18 protein-coding genes are annotated in these 19,225 nt (G+C 74.8%); 11 read left to right on the top strand and 7 right to left on the bottom strand.

What is annotated here, in order from left to right; translation table 11 throughout:
* Positions 1-9: 9 nt before the first annotated feature.
* Positions 10-750 (bottom strand): lysophospholipid acyltransferase family protein, encoded by a 741-nt coding sequence (locus ACIPXM_RS16085; protein WP_401655533.1) that lies wholly within the window; start codon positions 748-750, stop codon positions 10-12.
* Between the two features lie 263 nt (positions 751-1,013).
* On the opposite strand from ACIPXM_RS16085, the gene ACIPXM_RS16080 reads away from it, so the two are divergent.
* The 6 genes from ACIPXM_RS16080 to ACIPXM_RS16055 all read left to right on the top strand — a co-directional run bounded on the left by ACIPXM_RS16080 (position 1,014) and on the right by ACIPXM_RS16055 (position 7,849).
* Complete coding sequence (locus ACIPXM_RS16080; RefSeq protein ID WP_401655565.1) at positions 1,014-1,454, top strand: TlpA family protein disulfide reductase; 441 nt, start codon at positions 1,014-1,016, stop codon at positions 1,452-1,454.
* Positions 1,455-1,653: 199 nt separating this feature from the next.
* Positions 1,654-2,259 carry a flavin reductase family protein gene (locus ACIPXM_RS16075; RefSeq protein ID WP_401655563.1) on the top strand — a complete coding sequence of 202 codons (606 nt, stop codon included), beginning with the start codon at positions 1,654-1,656 and terminating at the stop codon, positions 2,257-2,259.
* A gap of 199 nt (positions 2,260-2,458) precedes the next feature.
* A complete protein-coding gene (locus ACIPXM_RS16070; protein ID WP_401655532.1) occupies positions 2,459-3,244 on the top strand; it encodes an electron transfer flavoprotein subunit beta/FixA family protein in 786 nt (261 codons plus the stop codon).
* 105 nt (positions 3,245-3,349) lie between these two features.
* The gene (locus ACIPXM_RS16065) at positions 3,350-4,312 is read left to right on the top strand and encodes an electron transfer flavoprotein subunit alpha/FixB family protein (protein WP_401655531.1); all 963 of its coding nucleotides are present in this window, start codon (positions 3,350-3,352) and stop codon (positions 4,310-4,312) included.
* A 152-nt stretch (positions 4,313-4,464) separates the two neighbouring features.
* Positions 4,465-5,754 carry a DUF6986 family protein gene (locus tag ACIPXM_RS16060; RefSeq protein WP_401655530.1) on the top strand — a complete coding sequence of 430 codons (1,290 nt, stop codon included), beginning with the start codon at positions 4,465-4,467 and terminating at the stop codon, positions 5,752-5,754.
* 103 nt (positions 5,755-5,857) lie between these two features.
* Positions 5,858-7,849: a protein kinase gene (locus ACIPXM_RS16055; protein WP_401655529.1), complete on the top strand. Its 1,992-nt coding sequence runs from the start codon at positions 5,858-5,860 to the stop codon at positions 7,847-7,849.
* Positions 7,850-7,855: 6 nt separating this feature from the next.
* Here ACIPXM_RS16055 and ACIPXM_RS16050 read toward each other — a convergent pair whose 3' ends face one another.
* Positions 7,856-8,845, bottom strand: coding sequence for a LacI family DNA-binding transcriptional regulator (locus ACIPXM_RS16050; protein ID WP_401655562.1), 990 nt, complete (start codon positions 8,843-8,845; stop codon positions 7,856-7,858).
* 280 nt (positions 8,846-9,125) lie between these two features.
* On the opposite strand from ACIPXM_RS16050, the gene ACIPXM_RS16045 reads away from it, so the two are divergent.
* On the top strand, positions 9,126-10,127 hold the full coding sequence (locus ACIPXM_RS16045; RefSeq protein WP_401655527.1) for an ROK family protein: 1,002 nt from the start codon (positions 9,126-9,128) through the stop codon (positions 10,125-10,127).
* Positions 10,128-10,215: 88 nt separating this feature from the next.
* On the opposite strand, the gene ACIPXM_RS16040 is transcribed toward ACIPXM_RS16045, so the two are convergent.
* Positions 10,216-10,395, bottom strand: coding sequence for a hypothetical protein (locus tag ACIPXM_RS16040; RefSeq protein ID WP_401655526.1), 180 nt, complete (start codon positions 10,393-10,395; stop codon positions 10,216-10,218).
* 157 nt (positions 10,396-10,552) lie between these two features.
* Between ACIPXM_RS16040 and ACIPXM_RS16035 the strand changes: the two genes are divergently transcribed.
* Positions 10,553-11,680 carry an NUDIX domain-containing protein gene (locus ACIPXM_RS16035; RefSeq protein WP_401655525.1) on the top strand — a complete coding sequence of 376 codons (1,128 nt, stop codon included), beginning with the start codon at positions 10,553-10,555 and terminating at the stop codon, positions 11,678-11,680.
* Between the two features lie 15 nt (positions 11,681-11,695).
* On the opposite strand, the gene ACIPXM_RS16030 is transcribed toward ACIPXM_RS16035, so the two are convergent.
* The 3 genes from ACIPXM_RS16030 to ACIPXM_RS16020 form a co-directional block, all read right to left on the bottom strand.
* The gene (locus ACIPXM_RS16030; protein ID WP_401655524.1) at positions 11,696-12,334 is read right to left on the bottom strand and encodes a hypothetical protein; all 639 of its coding nucleotides are present in this window, start codon (positions 12,332-12,334) and stop codon (positions 11,696-11,698) included.
* 38 nt (positions 12,335-12,372) lie between these two features.
* Positions 12,373-13,077 (bottom strand): MBL fold metallo-hydrolase, encoded by a 705-nt coding sequence (locus ACIPXM_RS16025; RefSeq protein WP_401655523.1) that lies wholly within the window; start codon positions 13,075-13,077, stop codon positions 12,373-12,375.
* A gap of 119 nt (positions 13,078-13,196) precedes the next feature.
* On the bottom strand, positions 13,197-14,564 hold the full coding sequence (locus ACIPXM_RS16020; protein WP_401655522.1) for a dipeptidase: 1,368 nt from the start codon (positions 14,562-14,564) through the stop codon (positions 13,197-13,199).
* A 202-nt stretch (positions 14,565-14,766) separates the two neighbouring features.
* On the opposite strand from ACIPXM_RS16020, the gene ACIPXM_RS16015 reads away from it, so the two are divergent.
* On the top strand, positions 14,767-16,200 hold the full coding sequence (locus tag ACIPXM_RS16015; RefSeq protein WP_401655521.1) for a geranylgeranyl reductase family protein: 1,434 nt from the start codon (positions 14,767-14,769) through the stop codon (positions 16,198-16,200).
* A 153-nt stretch (positions 16,201-16,353) separates the two neighbouring features.
* Here ACIPXM_RS16015 and ACIPXM_RS16010 read toward each other — a convergent pair whose 3' ends face one another.
* Entirely contained in the window at positions 16,354-16,863 is a 510-nt protein-coding gene (locus ACIPXM_RS16010; protein ID WP_401655519.1) for a nitroreductase family deazaflavin-dependent oxidoreductase, read from the bottom strand.
* A gap of 193 nt (positions 16,864-17,056) precedes the next feature.
* Between ACIPXM_RS16010 and ACIPXM_RS16005 the strand changes: the two genes are divergently transcribed.
* Together ACIPXM_RS16005 and ACIPXM_RS16000 are read left to right on the top strand one after the other, a co-directional pair.
* A complete protein-coding gene (locus ACIPXM_RS16005; protein ID WP_401655518.1) occupies positions 17,057-17,761 on the top strand; it encodes a TetR/AcrR family transcriptional regulator in 705 nt (234 codons plus the stop codon).
* 164 nt (positions 17,762-17,925) lie between these two features.
* A complete protein-coding gene (locus ACIPXM_RS16000; protein WP_401655517.1) occupies positions 17,926-19,179 on the top strand; it encodes a sensor histidine kinase in 1,254 nt (417 codons plus the stop codon).
* The last annotated feature ends 46 nt before the right edge of the window (positions 19,180-19,225 follow it).

The following is a 19,225-nucleotide window of genomic DNA, read 5'->3' as shown; positions in this document are numbered from 1 at the left end:
AGGGCCGATCTAGTCGCGGTCGGCGGCGCGCTCCGCCGCCTTCAGCTCCTCCTGCGTCGGCGCGGTGCCGCCCAGGTGCGCCGGCACCCACCAGGTGTCGCTCGCGTCCTTGGGACGCACCGGGTACGCCCGCTGCGCCGCCTCCAGGAGCCCCTGGACGCTCTCCCGCAGTCGTCGGGTGATGGCGCCCGCGTACTGGTCGGCCGGGGCCGCCACCGGCTCGCCCACCCGGATGGTCACCGGGATGTGGCTGCGCTTGAAGTTCCGCGGCCGGCCCTTGGTCCAGACCCGCTGGGTTCCCCACAGCGCCATCGGGATCAGCGGGACGCCCGCCTCCTGCGCGAGCCGCGCCGCACCCGACTTGAAGCTCTTCAGAGTGAACGACTGCGAGATGGTCGCCTCGGGGAACACCCCGACGAGCTCGCCCGAACGCAGCGCCTTCAGAGCGTGCTGGTAGGCGTGCTCGCCCTGCTCGCGGTCCACCGGGATGTGCTTCATGCCGCGCATCAGCGGGCCGGACACCTTGTGCCGGAACACCGACTCCTTCGCCATGAAGCGCACCAGCCGCTTCTGCGGCAGGGCCGCCAGGCCGGTGAAGATGAAGTCCAGATAGCTGATGTGGTTGCTGACGATCACCGCCCCGCCCTGGCGCGGGATGTGCTCGGAACCCTGAGTGTCGATCTTCAGGTCCAGCGCCTTGAACATGGTCAGGGCGGCGCCGATGACCGGCCGATAGACGAGCTCTGCCATCTGGGGTGAACCCCTTCGTCTGTGCCTGGGGAGGGTTCTCCCGGCGGAAGTTACGCGGCCGTAGGTTTTCGGCTTTGGGCAGATCGTGCCCCATGCCGGGGCCCGAGACCAGTCCTGACGGCTTCGTACGGGGAGATTCTCGTCACTCATGGTGTTCGTGGCGGGAATCGATCGGCGCTGCGCGGTGCTGCACCCGGTGTGAACAGGCAGGGGAGGCCGGTCCGGGCGGGCCGCCGGAGCCGGTGGGAACACGCGTGACAAGGATGACAGGGATGACGGGAGAGGGTGCCGCGATGGCGCGGGAGCAGGCCGAGGGGCGCACGGAGGGGCACGCCGAGGGACGGGCCGTGGGACGGCCCGAGGAGCGCGCGGGCGAGCGGGCCGGGGTGCCGGGTCCTGACGTCCTGGGCGCCCCCGAGCTGGGCGCCGCGCTCGGTGAACGGGCCACCCTGGTCCAGTTCTCCACCGCCTTCTGCCAGCCCTGCCGGGCCACCCGCCGCACCCTGGACGAGGTCGCCGCGATGGTCCCCGGCGTCGCCCATGTCGAGATCGACGCGGAGGAGCGGCTCGATCTCGTACGGGCGCTCGGGATCGTCCGTACGCCGACGGTCCTGGTCCTCGACCGGGCGGGCCGGATCGTGCGCAGGGCCTCGGGGCAGCCCCGTAAGGCCGACGTCATCGCCGCCCTCGGCCGGGCCGTCTGACGCGGTGACACATCTCCCACATCCCGGTACCGGCTTGACCGCGCACCGCCACGATGGTCAGGCTGGTGCCGTGCCCACAGATCTCCTTCTCTACGGGCGGGCCCACGTGGATCTGGCCCGCAACGCGAGCGCGCGCTGTCCGGGTCGCTGACGCCCCGCGATCACCGACATGCCGCCCTCGACGCAGAAGGACAACTCCATGACGGTCTCGGCCGAGCTCCGCACGCTCCCGACGATTCCCGCACCCACCGGCACCGCACCCACCGACACCGCTCCCACCGGCAGCGCGCCCACCGGCGACATACCCGCCGACACCGCCCCCACCACACCCACCGGCTCCGAGCTGCTGCGCGCGGCCTTCCGGCGGCACGCCGCCGGGGTCGCCGTGATCACCGCCCACGGCGCCGACCGGCCCGTCGGCTTCACCGCCACCTCGGTCGCCTCGGTCTCCGCCGAACCCCCGCTGATCTCCTTCGGGGTGGGCACCGGCTCCTCCAGCTGGCCCGTGCTCGCCGAGGCCGAACACATCGGCGTGCATCTGCTCGGCGAGCACCAGGCGGAGCTCGCCGCCACCTTCGCGCGCAGCGGCGCCGACCGGTTCGGCGCCCCGACCCGGTGGAGCCGCGGCCCGGAGGGCGTGCCCGTGCTCGACGGCGTGCCCGCCTGGCTGGTGTGCCGGGTGGTCGGCCAGGTGCCCGCCGGCGACCACCGGATCGTGATCGCCGAGGTGGTGGCGGGTGACCCGGCGGGGGCGGGCCGCCCGCTCCTGTACCACCAGGGTCGCTTCAACGCGCTGCGCGACTGAGAGTTCCCGTGACCGGCCCGCCGGCGGCGTTGTCAAGGTCACATCGCTGAGCGCTTGCTCAGCGGTAACGAACTGGGTGTACTGGCGAGTAATATTCCGGTCGGGGCATCGGGTGCCCCGACCGGAAACCCGCCCTTCAGGCGCCTATGCTGCGAGCAACACCGCAGCCCAGTTATGACGAAGCAGTAGGAGAGCCGGCGTGAGCTTGAGGATCGTTGTCTGTGTGAAGTACGTGCCGGACGCCACCGGCGAGCGGAAGTTCGCCGACGACCTGACGGTGGACCGCGAGGAGGTCGACGGCCTGCTCTCGGAGCTCGACGAGTACGCGGTCGAGCAGGCCCTGCAGATCGCCGAGGCGGCCGACGACGCCGAGGTCACCGTGCTCACGGTGGGCCCCGAGGACGCCAAGGACGCGCTGCGCAAGGCGCTGTCGATGGGTGCCGACAAGGCCGTCCACGTCGAGGACGACGACCTCCACGGCACCGACGTCATGGGCACCTCCCTGGTGCTCGCCAAGGCCATCGAGAAGACCGGCTACGACCTGGTCATCGCGGGCATGGCGTCCACCGACGGCACCATGGGCGTCCTCCCGGCGATCCTGGCCGAGCGCCTGGGCGTCCCGCAGGTCACCCTGCTGTCCGAGGTCAAGGTCGAGGACGGCACCGTCAAGGGCCGCCGCGACGGCGACAGCGCCTCCGAGCAGCTCGAGGCCGCCCTGCCGGCCGTCGTCTCGGTCACCGACCAGTCGGGCGAGGCGCGTTACCCGTCCTTCAAGGGCATCATGGCCGCCAAGAAGAAGCCGGTCGAGTCGCTCGACCTGGACGACCTGGACATCGACGCGGACACCGTCGGCCTCGAGGGCTCCTGGACCGCGGTCGACTCCGCCACCGAGCGCCCGGCGCGCACCAAGGGCACGATCGTCACGGACGAGGGCGACGGCGGCAAGCAGCTCGCCGAGTTCCTCGCGGGCCAGAAGTTCATCTGAGCACCCGCGCGAGCAGCGCCGTCCTCGCGGGCAGCCGTCTCCGGCCGCCCGCACCGGCCGTCCGCATCGGCCGTCCCCCTTTCTTCCGCAGGAGATCGAAATCCCATGGCTGAGATCCTCGTCTACGTCGACCACGTCGACGGAGCCGTCCGCAAGCCCACCCTGGAGCTGCTGACCCTGGCCCGCCGCATCGGCGAGCCGGTCGCCGTCGCGCTCGGCACGGGTGCCGCCGACACCGCCGCCGTCCTCGGCGAGCACGGCGCCACCCGCGTCCTCACCGCCGACGCCCCCGAGTTCGCCGACTACCTGGTCGTCCCGAAGGTGGACGCCCTGCAGGCGGCGTACGAGGCCGTGTCCCCGGCCGCGGTGCTCGTCCCGTCCTCCGCCGAGGGCAAGGAGATCGCCGCCCGCCTCGCCGTCCGCATCGGCTCCGGCATCATCACCGACGCCGTGGACCTGGAGGCCGGTGACGAGGGCCCGGTCGCGACCCAGTCCGCGTTCGCCGCCTCCTTCACCACCAAGTCCCGGGTCTCCCGGGGCACCCCGGTCATCACGGTCAAGCCGAACTCGGCCGCCGTCGAGGCCGCCCCGGCCGCCGGTGCCGTCGAGGCGCTCGCCGTCTCCTTCGGCGCGCTGGCCACCGGCACCAAGGTCGTCGCCCGCACCCCGCGCGAGTCGACCGGCCGCCCCGAGCTGACCGAGGCCGCGATCGTGGTCTCCGGCGGCCGCGGCGTCAACGGCGCCGAGAACTTCGGCATCATCGAGGCGCTCGCCGACTCGCTCGGTGCCGCCGTCGGCGCCTCCCGCGCCGCCGTCGACGCCGGCTGGTACCCGCACTCCAACCAGGTCGGCCAGACCGGCAAGTCGGTCTCGCCGCAGCTGTACATCGCCTCCGGCATCTCCGGCGCGATCCAGCACCGGGCCGGCATGCAGACCTCGAAGACCATCGTGGCCGTCAACAAGGACGCCGAGGCCCCGATCTTCGACCTGGTCGACTACGGCGTCGTCGGCGACCTGTTCGACGTCGTGCCGCAGCTGACCCAGGAGATCCAGGCCCGCAAGGGCTGATCAGCGGGTTCGTCCTGGTCCGGGGGCCGCGCGGTGTTCGCACCGCGCGGCCCCCGGCCGTTTCGGACACCCATTGACGCAGGTCCGAACGGAAGACTAACTTCGCTATACGGATTGTTGATTCCGTGAAGCGGAAAACAGGAGGTTGTCGGATGGGTCAGCAGGAGAAGGTGTCGACGAGTCTCGCCGGAGCCGTCAGCGAGGGCATCAGCGCCTCCCTCGCCGCCGTGGACGCCGAGCTCGACCGGCGCTACCCGGGCGACCCCGGCACCCGCCAGCCCGTCCACACCGTCTACGTCCCCGGCAACCTCTTCGCCGCCGACACCATCCGCACCTGGGGCGACCAGGCCCTCGCCGCGCTCGACGAGCACGCCCCCGACGCCGGGACCTTCGCCCGCGTCCTCGGCCTCGCCGACGGCCTCGCCGAGGACGTCTACGGCCGCGTCCGCGCCAAGCTGGAGCGCGAGCCCATCGAGGACCTCCGGGTCGACTTCGAGGACGGCTACGCGGGCGACGACGAGGACCACGACGCCGCCCGGGCCGCCCGGCTCATCACCGAGGCGTACGCGGACCTCGGCGCCGCCCCGTACATGGGCATCCGGATGAAGTGCATGGAGGCCGCCGTACGCGACCGCGGCATCCGCACCACCGACGTCTTCCTCAGCGGCCTCATGGAGCACGGCGGCCTCCCCGACGGCCTCGTCCTCACCCTGCCGAAGGTCACCTACCCCGAGCAGGTCACCGCCTTCGTCCGGCTCCTGGAGGCGTTCGAGAAGGCCCACGGCCTCGACGAGGGCCGCCTCGGCTTCGAGATCCAGATCGAGACCAGCCAGGCCATCCTCGCCGCCGACGGCACCGCCACCGTCGCCCGCATGATCGACGCAGCCGAGGGCCGCGCCACCGGGCTGCACTACGGCACCTTCGACTACAGCGCCTGCCTCGGCGTCTCCGCCGCCTACCAGGCCAGCGACCACCCCGCCGCCGACCACGCCAAGGCGATCATGCAGGTCGCCGCCGCGGGCACCGGCGTACGCGTCTCCGACGGCTCCACCAACGTGCTGCCGGTCGGCCCCACCGCCCACGTCCACGAGGCGTGGAAGCTCCACTACGGCCTCACCCGGCGCGCCCTCGCCCGCGCCTACTACCAGGGCTGGGACATGCACCCCGGCCACATCCCCACCCGCTACGCCGCCGTCTTCGCCTTCTACCGCGAGGGCTTCGAGACCGCCGCCAAGCGGCTCTCCGCGTACGCCAACCACGCGGGCGGCGACGTCATGGACGAGCCCGCCACCGCCAAGGCGCTCAGCAACTACCTGCTGCGCGGCATCGACTGCGGCGCCCTCGACACCGCCGAGGTCGACGCGCTGACCGGGATGAGCCGGGCCGACCTCGACCGCTTCGCCCGCCCGCGCCGCGGCGACCTCACCGCCACCGCGCAGTAGCCGCCCGACGGTGGGCTCCGGGCGCGGATCCCGCCGTCACCACCGCCCCGTACCCTGTACGCGTCCAGCACAGCAGCAGGGAACGACAGGGAACGGGGCAGCAGTGTCATCGGGGGCATCGGGGGAGAACGAGCGGCTGGCCGGCCGCTACCGGGTCGTGCGCCAACTGGGGCGCGGCGGCATGGGGATCGTGTGGCTCGCGGTCGACGAGGTACTCGGCCGCGAAGTGGCCGTCAAGGAACTGCGGACGTACAACGACGCCTCCGGGCCCGAACTGGCCGACCTGCGGCTGCGCATGCAGCGCGAGGCCCGGGCCGCCGCCCGGGTCCGCCACCAAGGAGTCGTCGCCGTCCATGATGTGACGGAGCATCAGGGCCGTCCCGTCATCGTGATGGAACTCGTCGAAGGGCCCTCCCTCGACGGCGTCCTCACCGCGCGCGGCACCCTGGAACCGCGCGAGGCCGCCGCCGTCGGCGCCGCCGTCCTGGACGCCCTCGCCGCCGCCCACGACGCCGGGGTGCTGCACCGCGACGTCAAGCCGGGCAATGTGCTCCTGGAGGGCTGGACCGCCGACGGCACGCCGGGCCGACCGGGGGCCATCGGCCGGGTGGTCCTCACCGACTTCGGCATCGCCGCCATGGACGACCCCGACGACGGCGCCGCCACCCACCTCACCCGCAGCGGCCAGATCGTCGGCTCCCTCGACTACCTCGCCCCGGAACGCGCCCAGGGCCACGAACCGGGCCCCGCCTCCGACGTCTGGGCGCTCGGCGCCACCCTGTACGCCGCCGTCGAGGGCGGCGCGCCGTTCCGCCGCACCTCCACCTGGTCCACCCTCAACGCGATCGTCGTGGAACCCTTCCCGGAGCCGCGCCGCGCCGGACCGCTCGTCCCCGTGCTCCAGCTCCTCCTCGCCAAGGACCCGGCCCGGCGCCCCGACGCCCGGACGGCGGCGGAACTGCTGCGCGCCGTGGCCGAGGGACGCGACGAGGCCGCGGCGCCGGGGCAGGCGGGGCCCGGGGCCACCGCGCCCCCAGGGGCGTTCGGCCCGCCCGCCGTGTCCGGGCCCGCCGTGTCCGGGCCCGCAGTGTCCGGGCCCTCCGTGTCCGCGCCCGTGCCCGGCGGCACGGTGCCCCCGCCCGTACCGGAGCAGCTCCGCACCCCGACCGAACCCGGCCTCGCCGCCGGGGCGTTCGGGACGTACGGGCCGCCGCCCGGCACCGGGCCGCGGCAGGGGTACGGGCCGCCGGCCCCGGGACCGGCGCCGGTGACGCAGCCCGCGTTCGGCGGCGGGTACGGGGCTCCCGTGCCGCCCGGCCCGGCGGTGACCGGACCGGCCGGTGCGCCGCCCCGGCGCCGCAAGCGCTCCGGCGCCCTGGCCGCCGCCGCGGTCGCGGCCGTCGTCCTGGCCGGTGCCGGAGTCACGTACAGCCTGAGCGGGCGCGACGACGGTACGGGCGGGGACCGGCGCCAGGTGGCGGACGGGACCACCGGTGCCACGCCCGGCGGCGACCCCGGCCGGGCGCTCGACCCGGGTGAGTCCGGCACGGACTCCCCGGGCCCTTCCGGCAGCGCCTCGCCCTCCGCCGCCGCGTCGCGGGACGCCGGGAAGGGCGGCGAGGCACCCACCGGCGACCCGACGGCGGGCGCGGCCCGCCCGACGGGACCGGCCGCCTCCCGGTCCCCGCGGCCCGGCGCCACCAAGGGTGGCAACACCGGGACCGGCAGCGGGAGTTCGGGCGGCACCCGGGGCGCGACCGGCTCGGGCGGCACCGGCGCCGGGGCCACCACGGCGCCCCCGAAGCCCGCCGGACCCGCGTGCACCTCGCGCGGCGGCGGCGCCTACGACTGCCAGGTCTGGCGCACCGAGAAGACCTACCGCCACGACGGCGGCGAGATGGGCATCGTCAACGCGGGCACCAACTACTTCTACTGCCAGGTCGACCTCGGCCGCCGGGAGACCTACGGCCGCTGGACCAACATCTGGTGGGCCAGGACCGACGACGACAGCGGCAACACCAACGTCTACTTCAGCGTCGTCTACATCAAGGGCGGGGAGAACGACAAGCCGGTCCCCGGCCTGCCCATCTGCTGACGGCTGTCAGGCGTCGGTCGCGGCGGGCGGCACCTCGCCCGAGCCGCGCGCGATCAGCCGGGTGTCGATGACGACGGTGGCGGGCGGCAGTTCGGCCCCGTCCAGGCGGCGGAACAGCCGTTCCGCCGCCGTGCGGCCGAGCGCCGCCGCGTCCTGCGCGATGACCGTGATGCCGAGCAGATCGGCCAGCTCGATGTCGTCGAACCCGACGAGCGCGACCGGCCGTTCGTGCCCGGCGAGCACCCGTACCGCCGTCACCGTCACCCGGTTGTTGCCCGCGAACAGCGCCGTCACCGGATCGGGCCCGGACAGCATCGCCAGCGCGGCCCCGGTCACCCGGCCCGGATCGGTCGGGCCGAGCGACACCCACTCCTCGGCCACGTCGAGACCCGCGTCGGCCATCGCCGCCCGGTAGCCGCGCAGCCGCTCGGTCGCGGTGTGGATGCGCGGCCGGTCGCCGATGAAGCCGATCCTGCGGTGGCCGTGGGCGATCAGATGGGCCACGCCGGTGCGCGCGCCGCCGAAGCTGTCGGACAGCACCACGTCGGCGTCGATCCGGCCCGCCGGGCGGTCCACGAACACCGTCGCCACCCCGGCCCTGATCTCCGGCTCCAGATAACGGTGGTCGTCGCCCGCCGGGATGACGATGAGACCGTCCACCCGGCGCGCGCACAGCGCGAGCGCCAGCTCCTGCTCGCGGTCCGGGTCCTCGGCGCTCGACCCGTTGATGAGCAGCGCCCCGTGGGCCCGGGCGACCTCCTCGACGGCGCGGCTCAGCGGGCCGTAGAACGGGTCGGCCAGATCCTCCAGGACCAGTCCGACGGACGCCGTACGGCCCTTGCGCAGCACGCGCGCGCTGTCGTTGCGCCGGAAGCCGAGCGAGTCGATGGCCTCCTGCACCCGGCGCTCGGTGTCGGGGGTGACGCCCGGCTCGCCGTTGACGACACGGGAGACCGTCTTGAGTCCGACGCCCGCCCGCGCGGCCACGTCCTTCATGGTGGGCCGGTTGCCGTAGCGGGGCTCGGGGCGGCGGGCGATGTCGGCCACGGTCTGCGGTTCCTCCGTCGGTCACGGGTCCGGTCCCGGGCCTGGTCCCGGGTCTGGGGGCACGAGGCGCGGCCGCCGGTCCCGCCCGTGGCCGCCGGTCACGGCCGTCAGCGGGTATCGGACGGACGTCTCGATCTCGTTGCTGTCGAGCATAGGGCCTGGACAACGTTGTCAGGCGCGGGAAGACTGTAGCTTCCACCGACTCGCCCCCACGAAAGACGCGGAGCCCATGCGCACTGACCTCGTCATCGCCCTCGACATCGGCGGCACCAAGATCGCCGGCGCCCTTGTCGACGGCGAGGGCCGGATCCGGGTGCGGGCCCAGCGGCCCACCCCCGCGCGCGAGGACGGCGAGACGGTGATGCGCGCGGTCGAGGCTGTGCTCGGCGAACTGGCCGGATCCACGCTGTACTCGGCCGCCGGCGCCGTCGGCATCGGCAGCGCGGGCCCGGTGGACGCCGCCGCGGGCACCGTCAGCCCGGTCAACGTGCCCGGCTGGCGCGACTTCCCGCTGGTCGGGCGGGTCGCCTCGGCGACCGGCGGGCGGCCCGTCACGCTGGTCGGCGACGGGGTCGCGATGACCGCCGCCGAGCACTGGCAGGGCGCCGCGCGCGGCCACGCCAACGCGCTCTGCCTGGTGGTCTCGACGGGCGTCGGTGGAGGTCTCGTCCTCGGCGGCCGACTCCACCCGGGTCCCACCGGCAACGCCGGACACATCGGTCACATCAGCGTGGACCTCGACGGCGAACTCTGCGCCTGCGGCGCCCGCGGCTGTGTCGAACGCCTCGCCAGCGGCCCGCACATCGCCCGCCGCGCCCTGGCCGACGGCTGGCGCCCCGGACCCGACGGCGACACCTCGGCCGCCGCGGTGGCCGCCGCCGCCCGGGCGGGCGACCCGGTCGCCGTCGCCTCCTTCGAGCGGGCCGCGCAGGCCCTCGCGGCGGGCATCGCCGCGACCGCGACCCTGGTGGAGGTCGACATCGCGGTGATCGGCGGGGGAGTGGCGGGCGCGGGCCCGGTCCTCTTCGACCCGCTCCGCCGCAGCCTGCGCTCCTACGCCACGCTGTCGTTCGTCCGGAACCTGACCGTCGTCCCGGCGCTCACCGGCACGGACGCCGGACTCCTCGGCGCGGCCGCCGCGGCGGCGCCCGCGCTGGTCGCGTCGGCCGCGACGGACGGTGCGGGGCCCGGGCACGGTGTGCCGGAAGGTGCCGAGCCGGTACGGGGCTGAGCCCGCGGGCCGGGCGGTGCGGCCGCTGGACCGGGCGTCCGGCGCAGGCCCGGGCGGGCCCCGGCCGGTGCGCGGGCCGGGCGCGGGCTCAGGCCCGTACCGTGCCCGCCGACCGCTGTTCCACGATCACCAGGAAGGCGTCCGCCTCCAGGTCCATCACCACCCGCGCGGGCAGCCCTTCGTCGCGCCGCGCGCTGGCGAACTCCTCCGCGGGCCAGCTGCCGCGCGGCCCGCCCGCCGGGAACCACTCCAGAACCGTACGGTTCATCTCCGCACCCCCTCGTGCTCGCCGTTCCCAACGACGGGCACTCACGAAGTGTTACGCGCGGACGGCGCACCCCGGTTCCCCGGCCCGTCCCGGGCGGGGGTTTCCGTGGCAGGGTGTTGGGGGCACTCCACTGGGGGCACGTCGTAGAGGGGGAAGCGTGATCGTCTGGATCAATGGCGCGTTCGGGGCGGGAAAGACCAGCGCCGCGCGTGAGCTGCTGGACCTGATCCCGAACAGCACGTTGTACGACCCTGAGCTCACCGGCGGTGCGCTGCGGCGGCTGCTCCCGCGCAAGCGCCTCGCCGAGGTCGGCGACTTCCAGGACCTGCCGATCTGGCGCCGACTGGTGGTGGACACGGCGGCGGCGCTGCTCGCCGAGGTGGGCGGGGTGCTGGTGGTGCCGATGACGCTGATCCGGCAGGAGTACCGGGACGAGATCTTCGGTGGGCTCGCGGCCCGCCGGATCGAGGTGCGGCATGTGGTGCTCACCCCCGACGAAACGATCCTGCGCGGCCGGATCGAGGAGCGGGCGGCGTGCGAGGCGGCGCAGGAGCCCGTGCGGGAACCGGTGCGGGTGGCGGTGGGCGCGGGCGGTCGTGGCGCGGCGGCCGGGACCGCCCCGGGCGCCGTCGCCGAGGCCGCCGACCGGGCCCGCCGCTGGTCCCTGGAGCACCTGGCCCCGTTCCGGGACGCCCGCGACGGCTGGCTCGCGGCCGACGCGTACCCGGTCGACAACTCCGCCCTGAGCGCCGCCGAGACGGCCAGGGCGATCGCCGCCGCCGTGACCGGCGGGCAGGCCGCCCCCTGCGACATCGTCCAGACCCCGGCGCCGACCGGCGAGACCACCGCGGCCGGGGTCCTGCTCTTCGACGAGCAGGACCGTTTCCTCCTGGTCGACCCCACGTACAAGCCCGGCTGGGAGTTCCCCGGCGGCGTCGTCGAACCGGGCGAGCCGCCCGCGCGGGCCGGAATGCGCGAGGTCGCCGAGGAACTCGGGCTGCGCCTCGACACCGTCCCCCAACTGCTCCTCGTCGACTGGGAACGCCCCCGCCACCCCGGCTTCGGCGGCCTCCGCCTCCTCTTCGACGGCGGCCGGCTCCCCACCGCCGAGGCCCACCGCCTGCGCCTGCCCGGCGCCGAACTCCGCGCCTGGCGCTTCGTCACCGAACAGGAGGCCGCCGACCTCCTGCCCCCCGTCCGCTACACCCGGCTGCGCTGGGCCCTGCGCGCCCGCGAACGCGGCACGGTCCTGAACCTGGAGGCGGGCGTGCCGGTGGGCGGCTGAGCGGGCGGGGGGCGGCTACGCCCTGTTCGGCGCGGAGCTCGGCGGGGGCATCGGGACGGGCGTTGTCCCGGACTTCGGCGCGGAGGGGGAGACCCCCCGGCGCGCGAGCCGGGCCAGGCCCAGACGGACCTCCTCCGGCATGCCCGTCGGCGACGTCCACACCAACTCGCCGATCAGGGCGCCCTGGTGGTGGACCAGGAGCGCCGTCGGCCGCGGATCCAGGGCGAGCGCTGCGTACGGGTGGCTCCACAACAGCTCGGCGCCCTGCCAGAGTTGCAGATGGCGGGTGGTGGCGCGCAGGTCGCAGGTGTCCGGGTCGGGGGTCAGTGCGGGTCTGCGCGGCGGGGGCGGGGCCGGGCGGACCGGGAAGCTCCACAGGACCGTCTCGGTCGGCTCCAGGGAGTCCTTGCGGATCCGGGCCTCCCGCCCGTAGCACGCGCCCAGCGCACCGCCGAGCACCGTCGCGCCGACGAGTAGCGGGCCGAGCGCCCACCAGGGGAGCAGGGCCCCGAAGGTCTGGTGCACCTGCACCGCCCCCAGGGCCCCGCCCGCCGCCCCGCCGCCGATCATGGCCAGCCGTATCCGCCGTACCCGCCGGGCCTGTTGCCCCCGCAGCGCTGCCGAGTCCGCCGCGCCGTGTGATCCCGCCGCCATGGATCCCCCCCCGTAGCCGTGTCCGGGGAGGACGCCGGTCAGCCCGCCACGGTTGACTCCGCTTCCACCGTCGCCTTCGCCAGCCGCTCCGCCGTGTCCGTCGTCACCGGCTCGCCGTGCCCGCAGCACAGCACCGACGGCCGCAGCGCGGCCAGCGAACGCATCGAGGCGAGCGCCGCCGCGCGGTCCACATGGAACACGCCGAACATCACGTCCGGCATCGACGCCACCGTGTCACCGGTGAACAGCACGTCGTGGCGCGGCAGATGGACCGCGATCGAGCCCGGGGTGTGGCCCGGGGTGTGCAGCACCACCGCGCCGCCGCCGAACGGCAGCTCCTCGCCGCCGCGCAGCTCCCGGTCCACCCGGGTCGGCGGCGCCTCAGGGACGGTCAGGCCGTGCGCGTACAGCGGGATCTCCCAGTCGAGCAACACCGGCTTCGGGACCGGGAGTTCGCCCCGGATCACCGGGGCGTCGGCGGCGTGCGCCAGGATCTCGGCGCCGAACCGGTCCGCCAGCTCGCCCGCCGCGCCGACATGGTCGCGGTGGCAGTGGGTGAGCACGATCCGGGCCAGCCGCGCCGGGTCGAGCCCTGCGCCGCGCAGCGCCTCCTCGAACTCCGGCGCGGAACCGGCCCATCCCGCGTCGATCAGGGTCAGCTCCTCCTCGTCGCGCCACAGGAACGCCTGGCCGATGGAGAAGGGAAGGACATACAGGCGGGGAACGATCTCTACGAGGTCCATGCCCCCGAACGTACGTCGGCCCGGCCGCCGGCGAACGGATCTACGCTCTGGGCGAGTTCCGCCCAGAGCGTGACCGCGTGCGCGGCCGCGTGGTGGACCACCGTCGCCGGCGGCCCCCGTCAGACCTGCTTCGAGCGCGCGTAGTTGACCAGGAAGTGCGCCTCCGCGACGGTCAGCCGCTCCAGCTCCTCCGGCGACACCGACTCGTTCACCGCGTGGATCTGCGCCTGCGGCTCGCTCAGCCCGATCAGCAGGATCTCCGACTCCGGGTACAGCGCCTGCAGCGTGTTGCACAGCGGGATCGAGCCGCCCATGCCCGCGCTCTGCATCTCCTCACCCGGGTACGCCACCGCCATCGCCTCCGCCATCGACGTGTACGCCGGGCTCGACGTGTCCGCCTGGAACGGCTGGCCCTGACCGACCTGCTCCACGCTCACCCGCGCACCCCACGGGGTGTGCTTCTCCAGGTGCGCGAACAGCAGCTCCGTCGCCTCCACCGCGTCCTGGCCCGGCGGGATCCGCAGGCTGACCTGCGCCCGCGCGGTCGACGGGATCGACGGCGTGGCACCGGCCACCGGGTGCGCGTCGATACCGATGACGGTCACCGCGGGACGGGCCCAGATCCGGTCGGCGACCGTGCCCTCGCCCGGAAGACCGACCCCGTCCAGCACCTTCGCGTCCTTGCGGAAGTCCTCCTCCGGGTACTGCAGGCCCTCCCACACCGCGTCCGAACGCAGCCCGTCGACCCGCGTCGAACCGTCCTCCGCGCGCAGCGAGTCGAGCACCCGGATCAGCGCCGCGAGCGCGTCGGGCGCGGCGCCGCCGAACTGCCCCGAGTGCAGATTGCCCGCCAGCGTGTCGACGGTGACCCGCACCATCGTCATGCCGCGCAGCGTCGCCGTCACCGTCGGCAGCCCGAGCCGGAAGTTGCCCGCGTCGCCGATCACGATCGCGTCCGCCGTCAGCAGCTCGGGGTGCGCCTCCGCGTACCGCTCGAGACCGCCGGTGCCCTGCTCCTCCGAGCCCTCCACGATCATCTTGACCGTGACCGGCACCCCGCCGTTCGCCTTCAGCGCGCGCAGCGCCATCAGGTGCATGATCACGGCGCCCTTGCAGTCCGCCGCGCCACGCCCGTACCAGCGGCCGTCCGCCCGCTCGGTCAGCTCGAACGGCGGCGTCAGCCACGCCGACTCCACCAGCATCGGCTGCACGTCGTAGTGCGCGTACAGGAGCACGGTCGGCGCCCCGGCCGGGCCGGGCAGCACGCCGTACACCGACTGCGAACCGTCCGGGGTGTCGAGCAGCGCCACGTCCTGGAACTCCTCCGCGCGCAGCGCGTCGGCCACCCAGTTCGCGGCGGCCTCGCACTCGCTGCGCGGCGCGACGGCCTCGTCCGCGACCGACTGGAAGGCCACCAGCTCCGTCAGCTCCGCCTGGGCGCGGGGCATCAGGGACGCGATGGTCCCGGCGATCGGATCGGCGGTCATGGGCACGCTCCTCGTGGCTGCGACGTTGTCCGGGTGGGACGCGGTCGCGTGGTCGGATGTCAGGCCGTCGCCGTACGTCGGTGGTGACGGCGAACGCATGCCCGATCCTACGGCGCGGGGCGGCGCGGCCGGGCCTCGCTACCGGGCCGTAGGATGCGTCCAGAGCAGGAACCACCGGTCGGATCAGGAGCAGAAGCACATCGTGAGCAGCGAGAACGCAGACGCCGGAGCGGCGGAGACCGGCACGGGTCAGGTGGGCCCGGACGGGGGGCAGCAGGTCTGGGACGTGGTCGTCGTGGGCGCCGGCCCGGCCGGCGCGTCCGCCGCGTACGCGGCGGCGGTCGCGGGCCGCACGGTACTGCTCCTGGAGAAGGCCGAACTGCCCCGCTACAAGACCTGCGGCGGCGGCATCATCGGCCCCTCCCGCGACTCCCTGCCGCCCGGCTTCGAACTCCCCTTCCAGGACCGCGTGCACGCGGTGACCTTCAGCCACAACGGCCGCTTCGCCCGCACCCGGCGCTCCCGCCGGATGCTCTTCGGGCTCATCAACCGGCCCGAGTTCGACGCCCAGCTGGTCGAGCACGCCCAGAAGGCGGGCGCCGAGCTGCGCACCGGAGCGACCGTCAGCCGGGTCGAGCAGCACGGCCCGGCCGTCCCCGACCGCCGCACGGTCGCCGTGGTCCTCGCCGACGGCGAGACCGTGCTCGCCCGCGCCGTGGTCGGCGCCGACGGCAGCGCCGGCCGGATAGGAGCGCACGTCGGGGTCAAGCTCGGCCAGGTCGACCTCGGCCTGGAGGCCGAGATCCCGGTGCCGCCGTCGGTCGCCGAGGACTGGAAGGGCCGGGTGCTCATCGACTGGGGCCCGCTGCCCGGCAGTTACGGCTGGGTGTTCCCCAAGGGCGACACCCTCACCGTCGGCGTCATCTCGGCGCGCGGCGAAGGCGCGGCCACCAAGCGCTATCTGGAGGACTTCATCGCCCGGCTCGGCCTCGCGGGCTTCGAACCGGCGATCTCCTCCGGCCATCTGACCCGCTGCCGCACCGACGACTCGCCGCTCTCCCGCGGCCGGGTGCTCGTCTGCGGCGACGCGGCGGGCCTGCTCGAACCGTGGACCCGCGAGGGCATCTCCTTCGCGCTGCGCTCCGGCCGTCTGGCGGGGGAGTGGGCGGTCCGCATCGCCGAGGCGGGCGACGCCGTCGACGCGCGGCGGCAGGCGCTCAACTACGCCTTCGCCATCAAGGCCGGCCTCGGCGTGGAGATGGCCGTGGGCCGCCGGATGCTCGCCGTGTTCGAGCGCCGCCCCGGCCTGCTGCACGCCACGATCACCGGCCTGCGCCCCGCGTGGAACGCGTTCGCCGACATCACCCGGGGCTCCACCACCCTCGCCGGACTCGTCCGGGGCAACGGGGTCGCCCGCCGGGCGATCGACCTCCTCGACCGCTCGATGGACACCTCGTCCGGCGTCGGCCCGGCGGGCCGCGGTGTGACGGTCCGCGAGGACGCGCGGTCGGCCGAGGAGGCCGAGGGCGCGGAGGGTGCCGAGGTCGAGGCGGGCGCTGACGCGGGTGCCGAGCCGGGCGACGGTACGGGTGAGGGCGGCGGTACGAGTGAGCGGCGGGCCCCGGAGGCTTCCTGAGCCGGACGGGCCGGGCCTGACGGGCGGACACCGGCGGGGCCGGAGGGCTCGCGGTCCGGCTGAGCGCCGTCGGCGAGAGTGCGGTGCCTGAGACCGCGGTACGTGTGAGGGCGGTACGTGAGAGGGCGGTACGGACTCCGGTCCGTGCCGCCCTCACGCGTGGGCGGACTCGGTGATCCGGAAGACGGGGTGCCGGGGCGCGATGGCGCGCAGTTCGGCGTCCGTGGAGTCGGGACCGACCCCGTCGAAGAACACCCCGACCTCGGCCTTCCACCGCTTGAGGTAGGCGCGCAGCAGGGCGGGCTTGTCGTCGTCGGCGATCTCGACGGCGGTGAACGGCTGTGCGTGCCGCCCCAGGTGCAGTTCGCCGCCCCCGGCCGCCCGCATGTTGTGGGTCCACTGGACGTGACCGCGCGGGGCGACGAGGTACTGGGCGCCGTCGAAGGTCAGCAGGTTGACGGGGGTGGTGCGCCACTCGCCGCTCTTGCGGCCACGGACGGCGAGCACCCGCGAGCCCCAGACGCTGATGCCCCGGCGGGTCAGCCAGGCGACCGTCCGGTTCATCACCTGGACGGTGAACCAGCCGGGCTTCTTGACGTGGGCGGCGGGGTCGGTGGGGTGGGTGGCGGGGCGGGCGGCGGCGGAGCTGGTCCTGGCGGTCATCGGAACTCCTGGAGTGCGGGCGGTGCGCGGAGCCGCACACGGGGTGCGGCGCTGACGGGACTCTGGCGTGAGCGCCGCTCCAAAGTGTGAGCACTGCTCTCGCTTGAGAACAGTGTGCACGTTCTCGCGCGCGCAAGCAAGAGCAGTGCTCTCGTTTCAGTGCGGTGCTCTGAAACATGGCACACTGCTCTCCATGACCCCCGTACAAGGAGCCCGCGCCCGCGCCCGCATCGAGATCACCGCCGCCATCAAGGACGAGGCCCGCCGCCAGCTCGCCGCCGAAGGCGCGGCCAAGCTCTCGCTGCGCGCCGTCGCCCGCGAACTCGGCATGGTCTCCTCCGCCCTCTACCGCTACTTCCCGTCCCGCGACGAGCTGCTGACCGCGCTGATCATCGACGCGTACGACGCCGTCGGCGCCGCCGCCGAACAGGCCCACGCCACCGCGCTCACCGCCGCCCCCGGCGACCACCTCGCGCACTGGACCGCCGCCTGCCGGGCCGTACGCACCTGGGCCGTGGCCCATCCGCACGAGTACGCGCTGATCTACGGCTCGCCCGTCCCCGGCTACACCGCGCCCGAGGACACCATCGGCCCCGCCTCCCGGGTCGGCCTGCTGCTCGTCGGCATCGCCAGGGCCGCCTACCAGGACAAGGGCATCGCGCTGCTCCCGCTGCCCGACGTCCTCGCGCCCGAGGCCCGGCGGCTCGCCGAGGACATGGCCCCCGACCTTCCGCCGCCGCTCGCCGTCGCCCTGGTGTCGGCCTGGGCCCAGTTGTTCGGACTCGTGTCGTTCGAGGTGTTCGGCCAGTTCAACAACGTCGTCCAGGCCCGCGACACCTTCTTCGCCGCCGCCGCCGAACGGCTCGGCCGCGAGACCGGGCTGCTCCGCACCTGCTGACCGGCACCGGCACCGGCACCGGCACCGGACGCCCGGTGCCCGGCGGCCGCGCCGGGCCCCACCCGTACCGGCGACCCGGCCCCGCCCCGTACTCCCGTGGGAGTACCCGTGACCGCCCCGCCCGGCGGACGCCCCCGCCGCCCGGTGGCGTCTAGCGTGGCCGCATGGACGCACAGCACGACGGGCCGCCCTGGCGCTGGGCCCGGGGCGAGCCCGGCACCGGCCCGGGCGCCGAGGGCGACGGAGGGGGCGGCGGCCGGGCGGGCGGCCGGGGCGGCATCGCCGGGCTGCCGTGGCGGTCCACCCTCCTGATCACCGCCTTCGTGCTGATCGGCTCAGGCTTCGCCGCCCGCAACCAGCCCGACCGGGTCGCCCTCGACGCCCTCGGCCGCGGACTGCTCGTGTTCGGCGGCGCGCTGTTGCTGCTGCGGCACCGCTTCCCCGTGCCCGTGGTGTTCGCCGCAGCGGCAGTGACCCTCGGCTACCTGGCGGCGGGATACGCGTACGGCCCGGTGTTCGCCGTCGTCGCCGTCGCCTGCTTCGCCGCCGTCGTGCACGGCCACCGGCACGCCGCCTGGTGGGCGCTCGGCCTGCTGTGGACCGGGCATCTGCTGCTCGCCCACTGGCTCTACCGCTTCCTGCCGCCCGACGGCGACGGCCCCGCCCCCTGGGGCCAGGAACTCCCGGTCGCCGCCTTCGCCGTCGCCATCCTCGCCGCCTCCGAACTCGTCAGGACCCGCCGCGAACAGTGGGCCAAGGAGCGCGCCGAACGGGCCGCCGCCGAGCGCCGCAGGGCCGACGAGGAGCGGCTGCGGATCGCCCGCGAACTCCACGACGTCCTCGCCCACTCGCTGTCCGTGATCAACGTCCAGGCCGGGGTCGGCCTCGCCCTCCTGGACGCCGACCCGGCCCAGGCCCGTACCGCGCTCACCACCATCAAGGCGGCCAGCAAGGAGGCGTTGGGCGAGGTACGGCAGGTGCTCGACACCCTCCGTACCCCCGGCGACGCGCCCCGCGCGCCCGCCCCCGGCCTCGACCGGCTCCCCGAACTCGCCGAACAGGCCGCCGCGGCCGGACTCACCGTCCGCACCGAGACCGAGGGGGAGCCGCGCCGACTGCCGCCGGGCACCGAACTCGCCGCGTTCCGGATCGTGCAGGAGGCGCTCACCAACATCGTCCGCCACTCGGGCTCGCGCACCGCGCGGGTCGTCGTCGGCTACCGGCCGGACGCCCTCGACCTGCGGATCGACGACGAAGGACCGGCCACCGGCGGCGACGCGGGCGGCAGCGGCAACGGACTCGCCGGGATGCGGGAGCGCGCCGCCGGGCTCGGTGGCACCATCGAGGCGGGCACCCGGGCCGACGGCGGCTTCCGGGTGCGCGCCCGTCTGCCGCTCCACCCCGAGGAGTCCCCGTGAGCACCGCACACCCCGCGCCCCCGGAGCCTCCGGAGCGCCCCGAGCC

Origin of the sequence: Streptomyces sp. NPDC090025 (assembly GCF_044748125.1) — a bacterium.
GTDB lineage: Bacteria > Actinomycetota > Actinomycetes > Streptomycetales > Streptomycetaceae > Streptomyces.
This window is presented reverse-complemented; position numbering and strand designations above follow the sequence as displayed.

What these genes read in the sequence shown, in the direction of transcription:
- ACIPXM_RS16010 (WP_401655519.1), bottom strand. Translation starts at nt 16,863, where the DNA reads ATGACCGCCAGGACCAGCTCCGCCGCCGCCCGCCCCGCCACCCACCCC.
- ACIPXM_RS16040 (WP_401655526.1), bottom strand. Translation starts at nt 10,395, where the DNA reads ATGAACCGTACGGTTCTGGAGTGGTTCCCGGCGGGCGGGCCGCGCGGC.
- ACIPXM_RS16045 (WP_401655527.1), top strand. Translation starts at nt 9,126, where the DNA reads ATGCGCACTGACCTCGTCATCGCCCTCGACATCGGCGGCACCAAGATC.
- ACIPXM_RS16075 (WP_401655563.1), top strand. Translation starts at nt 1,654, where the DNA reads ATGACGGTCTCGGCCGAGCTCCGCACGCTCCCGACGATTCCCGCACCC.
- ACIPXM_RS16005 (WP_401655518.1), top strand. Translation starts at nt 17,057, where the DNA reads ATGACCCCCGTACAAGGAGCCCGCGCCCGCGCCCGCATCGAGATCACC.
- ACIPXM_RS16080 (WP_401655565.1), top strand. Translation starts at nt 1,014, where the DNA reads ATGACAGGGATGACGGGAGAGGGTGCCGCGATGGCGCGGGAGCAGGCC.
- ACIPXM_RS16050 (WP_401655562.1), bottom strand. Translation starts at nt 8,845, where the DNA reads ATGAAGGACGTGGCCGCGCGGGCGGGCGTCGGACTCAAGACGGTCTCC.
- ACIPXM_RS16020 (WP_401655522.1), bottom strand. Translation starts at nt 14,564, where the DNA reads ATGACCGCCGATCCGATCGCCGGGACCATCGCGTCCCTGATGCCCCGC.
- ACIPXM_RS16000 (WP_401655517.1), top strand. Translation starts at nt 17,926, where the DNA reads ATGGACGCACAGCACGACGGGCCGCCCTGGCGCTGGGCCCGGGGCGAG.
- ACIPXM_RS16060 (WP_401655530.1), top strand. Translation starts at nt 4,465, where the DNA reads ATGGGTCAGCAGGAGAAGGTGTCGACGAGTCTCGCCGGAGCCGTCAGC.
- ACIPXM_RS16025 (WP_401655523.1), bottom strand. Translation starts at nt 13,077, where the DNA reads ATGGACCTCGTAGAGATCGTTCCCCGCCTGTATGTCCTTCCCTTCTCC.
- ACIPXM_RS16085 (WP_401655533.1), bottom strand. Translation starts at nt 750, where the DNA reads ATGGCAGAGCTCGTCTATCGGCCGGTCATCGGCGCCGCCCTGACCATG.
- ACIPXM_RS16030 (WP_401655524.1), bottom strand. Translation starts at nt 12,334, where the DNA reads ATGGCGGCGGGATCACACGGCGCGGCGGACTCGGCAGCGCTGCGGGGG.
- ACIPXM_RS16065 (WP_401655531.1), top strand. Translation starts at nt 3,350, where the DNA reads ATGGCTGAGATCCTCGTCTACGTCGACCACGTCGACGGAGCCGTCCGC.